The 18242-nt window shown below is 37.4% G+C and carries 16 protein-coding genes, 1 rRNA gene and 1 other annotated feature; all 17 genes read left to right on the top strand.

Annotated elements, in window-relative coordinates:
* A 5S ribosomal RNA gene (gene rrf / locus K9V48_RS14720) occupies positions 1-105 on the top strand; the annotation flags it as partial.
* Positions 106-740: 635 nt separating this feature from the next.
* Positions 741-1202 (top strand): CtsR family transcriptional regulator, encoded by a 462-nt coding sequence (locus tag K9V48_RS14715; protein WP_224139743.1) that lies wholly within the window; start codon positions 741-743, stop codon positions 1200-1202.
* A 15-nt stretch (positions 1203-1217) separates the two neighbouring features.
* Positions 1218-1769, top strand: a complete 552-nt coding sequence (gene mcsA / locus K9V48_RS14710; RefSeq protein ID WP_224139741.1) for a protein-arginine kinase activator protein McsA — start codon at positions 1218-1220, stop codon at positions 1767-1769.
* A gap of 2 nt (positions 1770-1771) precedes the next feature.
* On the top strand, positions 1772-2869 hold the full coding sequence (gene mcsB / locus K9V48_RS14705) for a protein-arginine kinase McsB (protein WP_224139739.1): 1098 nt from the start codon (positions 1772-1774) through the stop codon (positions 2867-2869).
* On the top strand, positions 2866-5307 hold the full coding sequence (clpC, locus tag K9V48_RS14700; RefSeq protein WP_224139737.1) for an ATP-dependent protease ATP-binding subunit ClpC: 2442 nt from the start codon (positions 2866-2868) through the stop codon (positions 5305-5307). Before mcsB ends, clpC begins: the two co-directional genes overlap by 4 nt.
* 466 nt (positions 5308-5773) lie before the next feature.
* On the top strand, positions 5774-7147 hold the full coding sequence (radA, locus tag K9V48_RS14695) for a DNA repair protein RadA (protein ID WP_224139735.1): 1374 nt from the start codon (positions 5774-5776) through the stop codon (positions 7145-7147).
* 3 nt (positions 7148-7150) lie between these two features.
* Positions 7151-8230, top strand: coding sequence for a DNA integrity scanning diadenylate cyclase DisA (disA, locus tag K9V48_RS14690; protein ID WP_224139733.1), 1080 nt, complete (start codon positions 7151-7153; stop codon positions 8228-8230).
* Positions 8231-8540: 310 nt separating this feature from the next.
* Positions 8541-9650, top strand: a complete 1110-nt coding sequence (locus tag K9V48_RS14685) for a PIN/TRAM domain-containing protein (protein ID WP_224139732.1) — start codon at positions 8541-8543, stop codon at positions 9648-9650.
* Between the two features lie 119 nt (positions 9651-9769).
* Complete coding sequence (gene ispD / locus K9V48_RS14680; RefSeq protein WP_224139730.1) at positions 9770-10450, top strand: 2-C-methyl-D-erythritol 4-phosphate cytidylyltransferase; 681 nt, start codon at positions 9770-9772, stop codon at positions 10448-10450.
* Positions 10451-10524: 74 nt separating this feature from the next.
* Complete coding sequence (gene ispF / locus K9V48_RS14675) at positions 10525-11004, top strand: 2-C-methyl-D-erythritol 2,4-cyclodiphosphate synthase (RefSeq protein WP_224139744.1); 480 nt, start codon at positions 10525-10527, stop codon at positions 11002-11004.
* Between the two features lie 126 nt (positions 11005-11130).
* Positions 11131-12588 (top strand): glutamate--tRNA ligase, encoded by a 1458-nt coding sequence (gene gltX, locus K9V48_RS14670; protein WP_224139729.1) that lies wholly within the window; start codon positions 11131-11133, stop codon positions 12586-12588.
* A gap of 40 nt (positions 12589-12628) precedes the next feature.
* Positions 12629-12887: a binding site (T-box leader), on the top strand.
* 154 nt (positions 12888-13041) lie between these two features.
* The gene (gene cysE, locus K9V48_RS14665; protein ID WP_224139728.1) at positions 13042-13737 is read left to right on the top strand and encodes a serine O-acetyltransferase; all 696 of its coding nucleotides are present in this window, start codon (positions 13042-13044) and stop codon (positions 13735-13737) included.
* On the top strand, positions 13688-15085 hold the full coding sequence (gene cysS / locus K9V48_RS14660) for a cysteine--tRNA ligase (RefSeq protein WP_224139727.1): 1398 nt from the start codon (positions 13688-13690) through the stop codon (positions 15083-15085). The genes cysE and cysS overlap by 50 nt, the downstream gene beginning before the upstream one ends.
* Before the next feature lie 657 nt (positions 15086-15742).
* Positions 15743-16147 carry a Mini-ribonuclease 3 gene (locus K9V48_RS14655; RefSeq protein WP_224139726.1) on the top strand — a complete coding sequence of 135 codons (405 nt, stop codon included), beginning with the start codon at positions 15743-15745 and terminating at the stop codon, positions 16145-16147.
* Positions 16148-16168: 21 nt separating this feature from the next.
* Positions 16169-16912 (top strand): 23S rRNA (guanosine(2251)-2'-O)-methyltransferase RlmB, encoded by a 744-nt coding sequence (gene rlmB, locus K9V48_RS14650; protein WP_224139725.1) that lies wholly within the window; start codon positions 16169-16171, stop codon positions 16910-16912.
* Positions 16913-16918: 6 nt separating this feature from the next.
* Positions 16919-17428: an NYN domain-containing protein gene (locus K9V48_RS14645; RefSeq protein WP_224139723.1), complete on the top strand. Its 510-nt coding sequence runs from the start codon at positions 16919-16921 to the stop codon at positions 17426-17428.
* Between the two features lie 67 nt (positions 17429-17495).
* Positions 17496-18152, top strand: a complete 657-nt coding sequence (gene sigH, locus K9V48_RS14640) for an RNA polymerase sporulation sigma factor SigH (RefSeq protein WP_224139722.1) — start codon at positions 17496-17498, stop codon at positions 18150-18152.
* The last annotated feature ends 90 nt before the right edge of the window (positions 18153-18242 follow it).

The following is an 18242-nucleotide window of genomic DNA, read 5'->3' as shown; positions in this document are numbered from 1 at the left end:
TGGCGAAGAGGCCACACCCGTTCCCATGCCGAACACGGAAGTTAAGCTCTTCAGCGCCGATGGTAGTTGGGGGTTTCCCCCTGTGAGAGTAGGACGTTGCCAGGTAAAGAGTAAAAAGATCAGTAGAGATACTGATCTTTTTTTGTTATGTTATAGAAAAACTATAAAATTCTTGTACTGTGGATAAGCACACGACATCCAGCTCCTAGCTCCTCCTGGGTCTAGGCCAATCAAGGCGCTTGCGCTTTTGTTCTTCCAAAGTGTTTAATCCTTAATTTTGGTGCTTAACTCAAGTGTATAAGGTGCAGGACAGTATCAGGAAATCATCATTCACCTTCTCGATTTTCCTTTACATATTTCATATGGGTCTTCCTTTTTCTACTCCCCTTTTGATTATTAATGAATTAGCAGATAGACCTCAAAATTCTGAAAGCTTTTTAAAAAATAACCAGAGGAAAGTTATTGAAATTTGTGTTCGTAGACAAATCTTTGAGTATATATATATTAGATTACATTACATATTTGAACCCATAGAGGAGATAAGAATGAATATAGTATATTTCTTAGTTCAAGTTACATATACAATGTTTGCTCGTAAGGGAAAATTACGATAAACACGTTTTACTTTCTTTACAATTTGGCAATATTTAAAATGAAACATTAAAGTTGAAAAATTTTCCCGTTCGCTTTATAGTAAGATTAAAGTCAAATATAGTCAAAGTCAGTGAGGGGGTGGTTGAGTGAGGAATATTTCAGACATTATTGAACAGTATCTGAAAAGAGTGCTGGATAGTAGTGGCAAGGAAATTGTTGAGATTAAACGGAGTGAAATTGCCGATAAATTTCAGTGTGTACCTTCACAGATTAATTATGTTATTAATACAAGATTTACGATTGAAAGAGGCTATGTAGTAGAAAGTAAACGTGGTGGAGGCGGGTATATTCGAATTATTAAAGTTCATGCAAACAATCATGCACACTTACTCGACCAAATCTTACACTTGATTCAACACCACCTATCTCAGGCTTCCGCTGAGAATATTATAGGTCGGCTCGTTAGTGAAGAAGTCATTTCTGCTCGAGAAGCTAAATTAATGTTAAGTGTAATTGACCGCTCAGTCCTTTACTTAGAACTCCCTCATCGGGATGAGTTAAGGGCAAGAATGGTTAAGGCCATGTTAACTTCTTTGAAATATAAGTGAAGGTAGGGGAGACGGATGATTTGCCAAGAGTGTAAGGAAAGACCGGCAACGTTTCACTTTACAAAAGTGATTAATGGTGAAAAAACAGAGGTCCATATTTGTGAGCATTGTGCACAAGAAAATAGTCAGATCCTTATGTTTAATGCCAACTCAGGTTTTTCTTTAAATCATTTACTAACTGGGCTGCTTAATATGGACTCTAATATGGCTAAAACAGAGGAACAGAATGTCTTTAAATCTAATGGTATTTTGCAGTGTGATCGATGCAAGATGACGTTTCAACAGTTTAAAAAGGTAGGAAGATTTGGATGTTCAGATTGTTACAATACATTTAGTAGCTATATTACTCCAATAGTTAAACGTGTACATGGTGGTAATACAGTACATGCTGGTAAGGTCCCGGATCGCACTGGGGGAGATATCCATATCCGCAAGCAAATCGATGTGTTAAAAAATAAAATTCGGGATTTTATCGTACAGGAAGAGTTTGAGCAAGCAGCAGAGGTTAGGGATGAGATAAGGTCTCTTGAAAAGAAATTAAGCAGTTTTCATGAGGAGGGATCATAAGGGTGTCACTCCAAAACTTTATGAATAAGGCAATGAGTGTTTGGATGAGTAGTGAAGGCCCAGATTCAGACATTGTCTTAAGCAGTAGAATTCGATTAGCACGTAACATTGAACAATATAAATTTCCAACTCTTGCTACGAATGAGGAAACACAAGAGATTCTAGCATTCTTTGAAGAAACGTTTGCAAATAAAACATTTAATAATATAGGTCAGCTTGAGTTATTAAAGATGAATAATTTGCAACAAATTCAAAAGAGGGTTTTAGTCGAAAAACATTTAATTAGTCCTACCCTAGCAGATAATGCAGCTTTTGGGGGATGTCTACTTTCTGAAAATGAAGAAATTAGCATTATGTTAAATGAAGAGGATCATATTCGCATTCAATGTTTATTCCCTGGTTTCCAACTTGAGGAGGCCCTGAATATGACCAGCAAGTTAGATGATTGGATTGAAGAAGAGGTTGATTATGCCTTTGACGAACAAAGGGGATACTTAACTAGTTGTCCTACAAATGTTGGAACTGGTTTAAGGGCATCTGTCATGATGCATCTTCCAACCTTGGTCCTTACTCAGAAAATTAATCGAATAATACCGGCTATTAATCAGTTAGGACTTGTAGTAAGAGGTATTTATGGTGAGGGTAGCCAGGCGATTGGCAATCTCTTTCAGATATCCAATCAAATCACATTAGGGAAATCTGAAAATGACATCGTTGAAGATCTCATTAGTGTAGTTCAACAATTAATAACGCTAGAAAGGTCTACCCGTGAGGATCTATACAACATCTCTAAGGATCAACTTGAAGATAGGGTGTATAGGTCGTTTGGGACATTGGCTTATAGTCGAATTATTGAATCTGATGAGGCAGCAAAGTGTTTGTCAGATGTTAGGCTAGGAATTGATTTAGGAATTATTAAAGACATATCAAGAAATATTCTCAATGAGCTTATGATTTTAACTCAACCTGGATTTTTACAACAATATTATGGTGGACCATTACGCCCAGATGAAAGAGATATTCGCCGTGCAGCATTAATTAGGGAACGGCTAAGCTTAGAAATGGAACGTAAAAAACGGATGGAGGATGATGAATCATGATGTTTGGAAGATTTACAGAACGCGCTCAGAAGGTACTTGCATTAGCACAGGAGGAAGCAGTTCGCTTAGGTCATAACAATATAGGTACTGAACACATTCTTCTTGGTCTCGTAAGTGAAGGAGAGGGAATAGCTGCAAAAGCTTTAGTAGCTTTAGGACTAGGGCCTGAAAAGATCCAAAAGGAAGTCGAGGGCTTAATTGGAAGAGGCCAAGATAGTTCTCAAACAATCCATTATACTCCTCGAGCAAAAAAGGTAATCGAATTATCTATGGATGAAGCGAGAAAGTTAGGTCATTCATACGTTGGGACGGAACATATCTTACTCGGATTGATCCGTGAAGGTGAAGGGGTTGCGGCACGAGTACTTAATAATTTAGGTGTAAGCTTAAATAAGGCAAGACAGCAGGTTTTGCAATTACTTGGTAGCAATGAAACATCTTCAAACCATCAAAGTGGTAGCATGACAAATGCCAATACACCAACTCTTGATAGTCTTGCACGTGACCTAACAGTTATTGCACGGGAAGGTAGTTTGGATCCAGTAATTGGTAGAGGCAAGGAAATCCAACGGGTAATTGAGGTCTTAAGTCGCCGAACAAAAAATAACCCGGTGTTGATAGGTGAACCTGGTGTTGGTAAAACAGCAATTGCGGAAGGATTAGCCCAACAAATCATCCAGAATGAAGTTCCTGAGATTTTACGTGACAAACGTGTTATGACACTGGATATGGGTACGGTAGTAGCTGGTACTAAATATCGTGGTGAATTTGAAGATCGACTTAAAAAGGTAATGGACGAAATTCGCCAGGCGGGCAATATCATTCTATTCATCGATGAACTACACACATTAATTGGTGCTGGTGGAGCGGAAGGTGCAATTGATGCTTCTAACATTTTGAAACCTTCATTAGCTAGAGGTGAATTACAGTGTATTGGTGCAACAACAATTGATGAATATAGAAAATACATCGAGAAAGATGCTGCCTTGGAACGTAGATTCCAGCCAATTCAAGTAGATGAGCCAACACCTGATGAGAGCATACAAATCTTAAAAGGGTTACGTGATCGTTATGAAGCACATCACAGAGTGTCTATTACAGATGAAGCAATTGATGCCGCGGTGAAATTATCTGATCGCTATATATCTGACCGATTCTTACCAGATAAAGCGATTGATTTAATCGATGAAGCAGGCTCTAAAGTTCGATTACGCTCTTTCACAACACCACCTAACTTAAAAGAACTTGAAGTAAAACTTGATGAAATTCGCAAAGAGAAGGATGCTTCTGTACAGAGCCAAGAGTTTGAAAAGGCAGCTTCCTTGCGTGATACAGAACAACGTTTACGTGAACAGCTTGAAGAAACGAAGAAAACATGGAAAGAAAAGCAAGGACAGGAGAATACAGAAGTAACAGTTGAAGATATCGCAATGGTTGTTTCTAGTTGGACTGGAGTCCCTGTTTCAAGATTGGCACAAACGGAAACAGATAAATTGTTAAATATGGAAAGTCTTTTACACTCAAGAGTCATTGGTCAAGAAGAAGCTGTAGTTGCGGTAGCGAAGGCAGTTCGTCGTGCACGTGCAGGATTAAAGGACCCTAAACGTCCGATTGGATCATTTATTTTCTTAGGACCAACAGGTGTAGGGAAAACTGAACTTGCTAGAGCTTTGGCAGAGTCTATTTTCGGTGACGAAGATTCGATGATCCGTATCGACATGTCAGAATACATGGAGAAGCATTCTACTTCTCGTTTAGTTGGTTCACCTCCGGGCTATGTCGGGTATGATGAAGGTGGTCAATTAACTGAAAAGGTTAGAAGAAAACCGTATTCTGTTATTCTTCTAGACGAAATTGAAAAGGCTCACCCTGATGTATTTAATATCCTATTACAGGTATTAGAGGATGGAAGATTAACAGACTCTAAAGGGCGTACTGTAGACTTTAGAAATACAATTTTAATTATGACATCAAATGTTGGTGCAAGTGAACTAAAGCGAAACAAATTTGTAGGGTTTAACGTTCAAGATGAAACTCAAAATTACAAAGATATGAAAGGCAAAGTAATGAATGAGTTAAAGCGCGCGTTCCGACCAGAATTCATTAATCGTATTGATGAAATCATTGTTTTCCACTCATTAGAAAAGAAACATTTAAAAGAAATTGTTTCATTAATGTCTAATCAACTAACAAAACGTTTAAAAGAACAGGATTTATCATTGGAATTAACTGAGTCTGCACTGGAAAAAATTGCAGATGAGGGAATGGACCTTGAATATGGTGCAAGACCATTACGTCGTTCTATTCAAAAGAATGTCGAAGATCGACTTTCTGAAGAATTATTAAAGGGTACAATTGATAAAGGGCAAAAGATCATTTTAGATGTTGAAAAGGGCGAATTTGTCGTTAAAACCGCTGAAAAAGAAGTAGTAAAGTAATTTCTATCATATCTACTTTCATGTAGAATAAAGGGCAGTAATACGTATAACCCTGTATCATGTATTGAAAGTAGGTAGTTTTAGTTGAGGCATGCTGAGAAACGTATGCCTCACTTTCTTTATACGGTAGAATTTTTAACGACTTGAAAACCCTTACCCCAAGATTCAAGAGAAGCAAAGATGATAGGTGGGAAATACCTGCCTAATGTAAGCCTTGAATTATATATAGCTTCTGTGTTCAGTGAAAGCGGTATATCACCTCGGATGATAACAACTCATGAATTGAATAGCTAGAACACCTCCTCTTTTATTGATAGGGTCATAACATCTTAAGACTGACCGAGGCGCTTGTATTTTTAGATTAAAAGGTGCTCCTCGATATCCCCCGAACATTATGAATAATTATGAGATAAATATTCATAATTAGCTCGACTACTTGGTAATCTAATAAGAGAGGAATATTTTAATGGCCAAAACAAAGATAAAATTTATTTGTCAATCATGTGGATATGAATCACCAAAATGGATGGGGAAATGCCCTGGCTGTGGTGAATGGAATAAAATGACGGAAGAAATTCTAAAACCTGCATCACCCCATAAGGCTGTTTTTGCTCATTCTAGCCAAACTTTACAAAAACCTTCCCCAATTACAACTATTGAAACAACCCAAGAACCTAGAATTTTTACAAATTCAAAAGAATTTAATCGAGTATTAGGAAGTGGAATTGTTAAGGGGTCCCTAGTATTAATTGGTGGTGACCCAGGGATTGGAAAGTCGACACTTTTACTACAGATTTCCTCACAATTAGCTGAAAACGGAAATGATGTTTTGTACATTTCAGGGGAAGAATCTGTTAAGCAGACAAAACTTAGAGCAGACCGGTTAGGCGTAAAGGCGGCGAAGCTTTTTGTTTTATCAGAAACTGATTTAAGTTTTATCTCAAGGGCGATTGAAGAAACAAACCCTGCATTTGTTGTGGTCGATTCCATTCAAACTGTCTTTCATAGTGAATTAAGCTCAGCACCTGGAAGTGTGTCACAAGTAAGAGAATCCACGGCTGAACTTATGAGAATTGCCAAAACAAAAGGAATTGCGATATTCATTGTCGGTCATGTGACGAAGGAAGGTTCAATTGCAGGACCGAGAATATTAGAACATATGGTTGATACTGTTCTTTATTTTGAGGGAGAAAGGCATCATACATACCGTATTTTGCGCGCTGTGAAAAATCGATTTGGATCAACAAATGAAATGGGTATATTTGAGATGAAGGAGGAAGGGTTGGAGGAGGTTCTAAACCCTTCAGAAATATTTTTAGAGGAAAGGTCTAAAGGAGCGGCTGGCTCTACTGTTGTAGCTTCAATGGAGGGAACAAGACCGGTATTAGTTGAGATTCAAGCTCTAATTTCTCCAACTAGTTTTGGTAATCCAAGACGAATGGCAACTGGCATTGATCATAACCGTGTACCATTATTAATGGCTGTTTTAGAGAAACGTGTAGGTTTACTACTACAAAATCAAGATGCCTATTTAAAGGTTGCGGGTGGAGTAAAACTTGATGAACCGGCAATTGACTTAGCGATTGCTGTAAGTATTGCTTCAAGCTTTAAGGATGCCCCACCAAAGCCAACGGATGTCATAATTGGTGAAGTTGGTTTAACAGGCGAGGTACGTAGGGTCTCAAGGATTGAACAAAGGGTAACGGAAGCAGCTAAGCTTGGCTTTAAGAGGGCGATTATTCCTGAAGCAAATATCGGTGGTTGGAATCCTCCAGATGATATCGAAATTATTGGAGTGAAAAATGTAGCTGAGGCTCTCCATAAAACGTTAGGGGGATAGTGGATGTCAGAAAAAGAGAATAAATCAGGTGAAAAAACCTTAAATGAGATTTTACAATTTGTCGCACCGGGTACACCAATAAGGGAAGGGATTGAAAATGTCCTTCGTGCTAAAACAGGTGGACTAATCGTTGTTGGTCACAACGACCAAGTGAAGGCGGTTCTAGACGGTGGCTTTTTCATCAATTGTTCATTTTCATCTGCACACTTGTATGAGTTAGCTAAAATGGATGGTGCAATTATTTTAAGTGATTCAGGAAATAAAATCTTGTATGCAAATGCTCAGTTAGTTCCTGACTCCTCAATTTACTCCTCTGAAACTGGAATGAGGCATCGAACGGCAGAACGAGTGGCGAAGCAAACTGGCAATTTGGTGATAGCCATATCCCAAAGGAGAAATATTATTACGCTCTATCATGGTAATTTACGGTATGCTCTTAGAGATATTGGGGTCATTTTAACGAAGGCAAATCAGGCAATTCAAACATTAGAGAAGTATAAACTAGTTCTTGACCAGTCTATCGCGACATTAGGGGCTTTGGAATTAGAGGAATTAGTAACCTTTAAAGAGGTATTGCTAGTTTTGCACCGATTTGAAATGGTTTTCCGTATAAAGGATGAAATAAATGACTATGTAAATGAGCTTGGAGCAGAAGGACACCTTATTAGGTTGCAACTTGCTGAGCTTCTAACTGGATTAGATGAGGAAGCAGCCTTACTAGTAAAGGATTATGCCCACGACAAAGTTGTTGATCCTTATCCAATACTCAAGCAACTTCAAGACCTCTCAAGCTTTGAACTTCTAGATGATGCAGTTCTCTTTAAATTACTAGGTTACTCTTCATTTTCTAATATTGATAGTCCTGTTATGTCAAGAGGTTACCGTATGTTAAATAAAATTCCTAGACTACCAACGATTGTTATTGAAAATTTAGTGAAAACTTATAAAAAGCTGAAACTTATTTTGAGCGCATCCGTAGAACAGTTGGATGAAGTAGATGGTATAGGTGAGGTGAGGGCAAAGAAGATTATTGAAGGATTGAATAGGTTACGGGATCAACTTCTAATTGACCGTCGCATATAAGAAAATTCAACTTATTGGTTTTAATTTCGCTAAATTTGGATATATTAAGATTGTTTTATAAAGTTTATTACTTGGAGAAATGAGGGTGAAACTACTTTATTTATTGGGATGATTAAACTAGTATTAAGCAGTTTACTTGTGTTATCGATATTGGATATCGAAATGATGGATTTTCTTAATTAGGATGATCTAATGTGAAACACATTTAAGTTGCTTCAAAAGATTACAATCTATTTACATTTTTAAATTTCTATTTCACATGTGCGGGAAGTAGGATAAAGTAGTTATATCGTAAAAAGGAGGTGAAGGTATGTTAATTAAACGCATAATCCAACTCTTATTTTTAATTGTAGGTGGAATGTTAGGGATTTTTCTCATGCCAGAACTACTTCAGTTATTAAATATGCAAGACATACCTTTTATTAACACGCCCTATACACTAGCTGTGTTAGGTGCAATTGTCTTTTTTGTTGCAACATTTTGGATTGTGGATTATATAGTGAATTGGATTAAAGTTTTAGAAGAGGCTGTTGTAAAAGCTCCTGTTACGGATGTGTTATTTGGTAGTCTTGGATTAATTTTTGGTCTTATAATTGCTTTTCTTATCGGTATTCCCTTAAATGAAATTCATTACGCGGTGTTTAATACAATTATCCCGATTTTTTTAACAGTACTCCTTGGTTATCTAGGCTTCCAAATTGGTTTTAAGAAAAGGGATGAATTAATTAATCTCTTCACAGCTTCAAATCGAATCGGCAAGAAAAAGGGAGCAGCAGATGAGGAAAATGAACCAGAAGATAAAAAGTTAAAGATTTTAGATACGAGTGTTATTATTGATGGAAGAATTGCAGATATTTGTCAAACTGGCTTTTTAGAGGGAACGATTGTGATTCCTCAATTTGTTTTAGAAGAGCTTCAGCATATTGCAGATTCGTCTGATGTTTTAAAGCGGAACAGGGGACGTAGAGGGCTAGACATTTTGAATAAAATTCAAAAGGAGCTTGCGATTAAGGTTGAAATTTACGAAGGCGACTTTGAGGAAATTCAAGAAGTAGATAGCAAGCTCGTAAAATTAGCGAAAATAACTTCCGGCGTTGTTGTGACCAATGATTTTAACCTGAATAAAGTATGCGAATTGCAAAAGGTTCATGTTCTCAATATTAATGATTTGGCAAATGCCGTTAAGCCTGTGGTTTTACCAGGTGAGGAAATGAATGTTCAAGTAATTAAGGATGGTAAAGAACACAATCAAGGTATAGCATACTTAGATGACGGTACAATGATCGTTGTTGAAGATGGTCGAAACTATATCGGAAAACATATCGATGTGCTTGTAACAAGTGTTCTTCAAACATCTGCGGGTAGAATGATTTTTGCAAAACCTAAACTGTTAGCAAATGCATTAGAAAAAGCGAAATGATATAATGATAAATAAGGGCCCGTTGAACATTAGGTGACTAGTGTCTCACGGGCTATTTTACATATTTGAATGAATATTTTATGATGATAGTATACTGAAATTTTTAAGGAGCAAATATCATGAACTATCAAGTCGTTATTCCAGCTGCCGGTCAAGGCAAACGGATGAATGCTGGAAAAAATAAGCAGTTTATTGAGCTAGAACAAGCTCCTATCATCATACATACATTAAAAGTATTTGAAGAACATTCAATGTGCGAGGGTATTATTCTCGTAATTAATGACCAGGAAAAAGAGGATTTTCTGAAATTACTTGATGATTATCAAATAACGAAAGTAAAATATATCGTATCAGGTGGCAGTGAAAGACAGTTTAGTGTATATAATGGTTTACAAGCTGTGGAAAAAGGGATGCTTGTTCTTGTGCATGATGGAGCCCGCCCGTTCCTGTCTCATAAAAAAATCGAAAACCTTTTATATGAGACACAAAAAACAGGAGCTGCAACTTTAGCTGTACCAGTAAAGGATACGATAAAGCGGGTTGTTGATGGAAAAGTTGTTGAAACTGTAGAGCGGTCAACCTTGTGGTCAGTACAGACCCCACAGGCCTTCTTTCTGCCCCTCGTCCTTGATGCTCATCGACAAGCTAAAAATGAGAACTATCTTGGAACAGATGATGCTAGCCTTGTAGAACGAATAGGAAAGCCGGTCTCAGTTGTCCTAGGGGATTATACGAATATAAAATTAACAACACCAGAGGATTTGGTTATTGCAAAAGCGATACTTGAAGGAAAACATTAACGAGTAGTAAAGTCTCCATGGCTAAAAGTTTCGCTGGGAATAATGGATTGTGAGAAATGAAAAGAGGGAAAATGATGATTAGAATTGGACAAGGATTTGATGTTCATCAATTAGTTGAGGATCGTCCGTTAATAATTGGTGGAATTGAAATACCGTATGAAAAAGGGTTGTTAGGACACTCAGATGCTGATGTGTTACTACATACCGTTGCTGACGCTTGCTTAGGAGCGATTGCAGAGGGAGATATCGGAAAACATTTCCCTGATACAGACCCTGCCTTTAAGGATGCAGATTCAGCTAAGTTGCTGACACATGTATGGGAGCTTGTAAAAGCAAAAGGGTATGAGTTAGGAAACATAGACTGTACAATTATTGCACAGAAACCTAAAATGGCTCCACATATTGATAAAATGAGAGGGCGTATCGCAGAATTGCTTGAAGCAGATCTTTCTCAAGTTAATGTGAAAGCGACAACTACTGAAAAGTTAGGGTTTACAGGGAGACAAGAGGGAATTGCTTCACAAGTAACGGTTTTAATTCAAAAACGTCAGTAAGCTTTTCAAGTTTTGTATCTTGATATTATTGGTGATAAAATTAGGTCTGACTTATACGAATAAATCTTAAATGAGTAAAATGGAATAAAAAGGATAAATTAAAAGAATGTAGTGGAGGTTTACTGTATGACAAATGAAGTAAGGGTTCGTTATGCGCCAAGTCCAACAGGTCATTTACATATTGGAAATGCAAGAACGGCATTATTTAATTATTTATTTGCTAAAAATCAAGGTGGGAAGTTTATTGTCCGTATAGAAGATACAGATAAAAAGCGTAACATTGAAGGTGGAGAAGAAAGCCAGTTAAAGTATTTAAAGTGGCTGGGGATTGACTGGGATGAAAGCATTGATGTTGGTGGCGAATATGGCCCTTATCGTCAATCAGAAAGAAATGAAATTTATAAAGAGTATTATGAGGAACTAGTAGCGAAAGGGCTAGCATATAAATGCTATTGTACAGAAGAAGAGTTAGAAAAAGAACGTGAGGAACAAATGGCTCGTGGAGAGACACCTCAATATTCAGGTAAGCATGCAAATCTAACGGCTGAAGAGGAAAAGAGCTTAGAAGAACAAGGATTAAAATATAGTATTCGCTTTAGAGTACCAGCAAATAAAGTATTCAGCTTTAATGACATGGTGAAAGGAAATATATCCTTTGAATCAGAAGGCATGGGCGATTTCGTCATTATCAAAAAAGATGGTACGCCAACCTACAATTTTGCAGTAGCGGTCGATGATCATTTAATGAAAATCTCACATGTATTACGTGGGGAAGACCATATTTCCAATACACCTAAACAAATCATGATTTATGAAGCATTCGGTTGGGATATTCCTGTATTTGGCCATATGACGTTAATTGTTAATGAGAGCCGTAAAAAATTAAGTAAACGTGACGAATCAATCATTCAATTTATCGAGCAATACGAGGAGCTAGGATATTTACCAGAAGCGTTATTTAACTTTATCGCTTTGCTTGGGTGGTCTCCGGGTGGAGAAGAAGAAGTATATAGTAAAGAACAGTTAATCGAAATTTTTGATGCTGCCCGTCTTTCAAAATCACCTGCCGTGTTTGATACACAAAAACTTGCATGGATGAATAATCAGTATATTAAGCAAATCGATCTGGATGTCCTTGTACCACTTACGTTGCCACATTTAATAAAGGCAGGAAAAGTGTCAGAAGCAATGAATGAGGAAGAAAACGAACGAACACGCAAATTAATTGAGCTGTATCAGGAACAAATAAGCTTTGGTGCTGAAATCGTGAGCCTAACAGAATTATTCTTTAAAGAGGAAATCACATATAGCGAGGAAGCAAAAGCTGTTCTAGAAGGTGAGCAAGTACCAGAAGTGTTAGCTGCCTTTGTCAATGAATTAGAACATGCTGAAGACTTTTCAAGTGATCATGTGAAAGCATCAATTAAAGCCGTTCAAAAGGCAACAGGTCAAAAAGGTAAAAATTTATTTATGCCAATCCGTGTTGCTATCACAGGTCAAACACATGGCCCAGATTTACCGAAATCGATTTCAGTGCTAGGTAAAAATACGGTTATTTCAAGATTAAACAGCATAATTAGTTAACTTTTTTTAAAAAATGTAATATAGTAGGTGTAAACCTATAGTTAAATCGTTGATAAGGAGAGTAAAGCTTTACTTCCTTTTTAGAGAGAACCTCCATTGGCTGGAAGAGGTTTAAGAGAAGTAATTTTTGAAATGCACCTTAGAGTCTTTTGCTAAACGTCCGTAATGAGATTAGTAAGTAAAAGCGTGTAGCTCTACGTTACAGAGCTAAAGTTGAGGTTGTGATACGTTACCGTTCATTTTGAACGATACACATCATACCTAAACAGAGTGGAACCGCGCCTTAAAGCGTCTCTGTATTTTTACAGAGACGCTTTTTTGTATATAAAAAAGTTTTAGCTAGGATTGGGGAAGTGGGAGGAAATATACGCTACATTGTATCGTAATAAGTATGTTTATCCTCTATGCAAATGTTAGTGAAATTTGATAAAGGAAATGATGGGAGGGATAGCGATGTTAAAAGTTCTGAAAGAAGATATAGATACTATCTTTGAACAAGATCCAGCAGCAAGGAACTATTTTGAGGTTATCTTAACTTACTCTGGTTTACATGCTATTTGGGCACATCGAATAGCTCACGGTCTATACAAACGCAGGCTATTTTTCTTAGCAAGAGCAATTTCTCAGATAAGTCGTTTTTTTACAGGGGTAGAAATCCATCCTGGTGCTAAAATTGGACATCGTTTTTTTATTGATCATGGCATGGGAGTTGTTATTGGAGAAACCTGTGAAATTGGAGATAATGTTACGGTATTTCAAGGAGTAACTTTAGGTGGAACTGGTAAGGAAAAGGGAAAGCGTCACCCTACGATTAAGGACCACGCTTTAATTGCAACAGGAGCAAAAGTGTTAGGATCTATTACTGTTGGTGCATACTCTAAAGTAGGGGCAGGATCTGTCGTACTGAAAGATGTTCCAGATCATTCAACTGTTGTAGGGATTCCAGGTAAAGTTGTCATAAAAAACGGTAGCAAAATAGATAAAGATTTAAACCATAGTGATTTGCCAGATCCAGTTGCAGATCGTTTTAAAGAACTCGAAGAAGAGCTTAAAAATTTAAGAAATGAAGTACAGCAGTTACGGAAAGGAACGAGTGAACATGGCGATAAAGTTGTACAATACGCTAACGAGGCAAAAAGAAACGTTTGAGCCTCTTGAAGCAGGTAAAGTGAAAATGTATGTGTGCGGTCCAACTGTTTATAACTATATTCATATAGGTAATGCTAGACCAGCAATCGTTTACGATACTGTACGTAGGTATTTAGAATATACGGGATATGAAGTAAACTTTGTATCAAACTTTACAGATGTTGATGATAAATTAATTAAAGCTGCAAATGAACTAGGTGAAGACGTACCAACGATTGCAGAACGTTTTATCGATGCTTATTTTGAAGATGTTTCTTCACTTGGATGCAAACGTGCAACAGTTCACCCACGTGTCACAGAGAGTATCGACATTATCATTGATTTTATTCAAGCGTTAATTGATAAAGGATATGCCTATGAAGCGGGTGGCGATGTTTATTACAAAACAAGAGAGTTTAAAGGATACGGAAAGCTCTCGCATCAGTCAATTGATGAGCTGCGTTTAGGTAACAGAATTGATGTAGGAGAGAAAAAACTCGACGCACTTGATTTCGTCCTTTGGAAAACGGCAAAAGAAGGAGAAATTTCTTGGGAAAGTCCGTGGGGACACGGTCGACCTGGCTGGCATATTGAATGTTCTGCGATGGCAAAGAAGTATCTAGGCGATACAATTGATATTCATGCTGGTGGCCAGGACTTAACCTTCCCTCATCATGAAAATGAGATTGCCCAATCAGAGGCATTAAATGACAAGCCATTTGCGAAGTATTGGATGCATAACGGCTATATTAATATTAATAACGAAAAGATGTCGAAATCATTAGGGAACTTCGTACTAGTACACGATATTATAAAAAAAATTGATCCGCAGGTTGTCCGTTTCTTTATGCTATCGGTTCATTATCGACATCCAATTAATTTCTCCCAGGAGTTATTAGAAAGTACTCAAAATGCGTTTGACCGCTTAAAGACATCTTATGCCAATTTACAGCACCGCAAGAATAGCAGTACAAATTTGACTGATAACAATGAAGAGTGGCTTACTAAAATAAGTGAATACCGCGAGCAGTTTAAAAAGGAAATGAACGATGATTTTAATACTGCCAATGCGGTTTCTGTCCTTTTTGACCTGGCAAAGCAAGCAAATTATTACTTAGAAGAGCAAAATACTTCTGAGAAAGTGATTCAGGCCTTCCTAGATGAGTTCGATCAATTAGGAGAAGTATTAGGTGTGAAATTTGCGCAGGTGGAGCTTTTGGATGAGGAAATTGATGAAATGATCCAGCAGCGTATCCAAGCAAGAAAGGATCGTAACTTCGCATTAGCCGATGAAATTCGGGATAATCTAAAAGATTTAAATATTATTTTAGAAGATACTCCTCAAGGAACAAGATGGAAGCGTAGTTGAGTGATTATAATACTCCCACCACTTAGGTTAACGCCTTGAAGTGGGGGTTTCTAATGTATCGAACATGTCTGAAAGCTTAACATTAGTGGAGTTGACACAATGGTATGCTAAAAATACCCAACCCCTCTATCCCATCGGTCTTGCCTTTGGGACTACTTGTAAAGTTGCGTGAAAGCCTGTGCTTCACGTTAAAACGTGGCTTGGCTGTTTGGAAAGGCTTGAACATTTTACGTGGCAAAGCAACGATTCTTGCCACAACCTCATATGTTCAGTTATCAAAGAACAACTTACAAGATTATTTCATCGCACGAACACGTGTTTGTGTACACAGAAAGGCGATTCACCCCCTCCCTACTCATTGGACTATCGCCCTCTACATTCCTTGAGGAAAGGATACTCTCGCCTAAAACTGATAGAGTGATGAGGGAATAAAGATAGTAAGAATTAACGAAAATAATGGTAGCGGGAGCGGAACAGCTCAAACTTATGAATTCAAATGACCTTATGCATAGGCAAGTTTTGGCTTCATAAACTTTTGTAGAGCTTGCTTGTCCTATTCCCTAATTGGAGTGGAGCATGTAGTAACACTTTGCCTATCTTTCATTTTGAATAGTAGTGATTAACGCCATATGGCTTTGGAAAGAAAAGAGGAACATCATGTTTTTAGATTTTGAAACAATTAAAGATTCGAAGCATTTGAATAGCTTAGCATTAGCGTATATTGGTGATGCTGTATATGAAATCTATGTCAGGCATCACCTCTTAGCGAAAGGGAATATTCGACCAAATCAGCTTCATAATCAGGCAAAGAGATTTGTGTCAGCTAAAGCACAAGCTAGTATATTGCATCACCTCTTCTCTCTAGAGGTTTTTTCTGAAGAGGAAGAAGCCGTCATAAGGCGGGGAAGAAATGCAAAGTCAGGAACAATTCCTAAAAATACAGATGTACAAACATACAAGTATAGTACAGCATTTGAGGCATTGATTGGACACTTGTATTTAGAGAAAAAGCATGAACGTTTGGAAGAACTAGTACAAGCAGCGTTTCGATTTATTAATTAAATGTGGGGAGGAGGAAGGATTATGGATCAAGATTATATTATCGGACGCAATCCTGTTATCGAAGTATTAAAGTCATCTAGAGATATCAATAAAATATGGGTTGCCGAAAATTCCTTAAAAGGACAGGCGCAACAAATTACAACCCTTGCAAAAGAAAAAGGTGTAACAATTAATTTTGTACCAAAGAAGAAGATTGACCAAATGGTGGAGGGTAATCACCAAGGTGTGGTGGCACAAGTAGCGGCATATGAATATGTCCATGTAGATGACATCTTAACGATTGCTGAAAAAAGAGGAGAATTACCTTTTCTACTATTGCTAGATGAGATTGAAGATCCACATAATCTCGGATCAATCATGAGGACCGCAGATGCTGTTGGTGCACATGGAATTGTGATTCCGAAAAGAAGGGCGGTAGGATTAACTGCAACAGTTGCAAAAGCTTCAACTGGGGCAATTGAATATATCCCGGTTGCTCGTGTGACAAATATGGCAAGAACGATTGAAGAACTAAAAGAACGAGGCGTTTGGATTGTAGGAACAGATGCAAAAGGGGCGGATGATTACCGAAATTTAGATGGTAATATGCCTTTAGCTTTAATAATAGGTAGTGAGGGCAAAGGTATCGGCCGACTTGTAAAAGAGAAATGTGACTTCTTAATCAAAATGCCAATGGTTGGACATGTTACATCTCTAAATGCATCAGTTGCAGGAAGCCTTCTAATGTATGAGGTATACCGAAAACGAAATCCTTTAGGTGAGTAAGGGAAAATGGATATCCTATTAGTTGATGGATATAACATTATCGGCGCATGGCCTGATTTACAAAAGTTAAAGATGGACAATCTTTCTGAAGCAAGAGATCAATTAATTGAAAAAATGGCCGAATATCAGGCATATACAGGTTACCGTGTGATTGTCGTTTTTGATGCACATCTTGTAAAGGGAATTGAAAATAAACAAAAGAACTATCGCGTTGAAGTCATTTATACGAGAGAGAATGAAACAGCAGATGAGCGGATTGAAAAGCTAGCAATATCATTAAATAATATTAAAACTCAAGTACATGTTGCTACATCTGATTTTACTGAACAGTGGGCAATCTTTGGTCAAGGTTCACTTCGTAAATCTGCACGGGAATTGTTGATTGAGATGGAATCAATCGAGGGAAGTATACAAAAAAAGGTAAAAAATATTGAGGAGAAGCGACCAATTTCAAAGATCCCAATTTCCAAGGATGTAATGGAAAAGTTAGAAAAATGGAGAAGAGGGAATCTCTAGTTGGTTGACGCTTACAAAATGGATACTGTATAATATTGTTATCTTGTGTGCGGTCGGGGGGATCGGCTTGAATTCACCATTCAACAAGGGCAAGGTCAGCAAGGAAGAGTTTGTATTATTTGAAGATGAACAAGTAGTTGAACTCGTGCATAATGGAAATAGTGAAGCGCTGGACTACTTAATTACTAAATATCGCAATTTTGTTCGTGCTAAGGCGAGGTCATATTTTTTAATTGGGGCCGATCGAGAGGATATAATCCAAGAAGGAATGATCGGTTTATATAAAGCCATTCGTGATTTTAAAGAGGACAAGCTCACTTCATTTAAGGCATTTGCCGAGTTATGTATTACAAGACAAATTATTACCGCCATTAAAACGGCAACTCGCCAAAAACATATTCCTTTAAATTCTTACGTATCATTGGACAAGCCAATATTTGACGAAGAATCGGACCGGACGCTGATGGATGTTATTTCAGGTGCTAAAGTAATGGATCCTGAGGAGCTTTTTATTAATCAAGAAGAATTTGATGATATTGAAGTGAAGATGGGAGAAATATTAAGTGATTTAGAACGGAAGGTTTTAGTATTATACTTAGATGGCAAATCCTATCTTGAAATCTCAGAGGAATTAAATAGGCACGTTAAGTCGATTGATAATGCATTACAACGTGTAAAAAGAAAACTTGAACGCTACCTTGAGTTAAGAGAAATAAGCCTGTAATAGTGGGGGATAATGTAGATTTTTATCATTTATTGACGAAGAAACTTCACTATGATACAGTTTTAAGGGATAAAAGTGGAAACGGTTGGT

The sequence above is a fragment of the Metabacillus rhizolycopersici genome, from assembly GCF_020075705.1.
The sequence above is the reverse complement of the archived record's forward strand: the minus strand, read 5'-3'. Positions and strand labels throughout refer to the sequence as shown.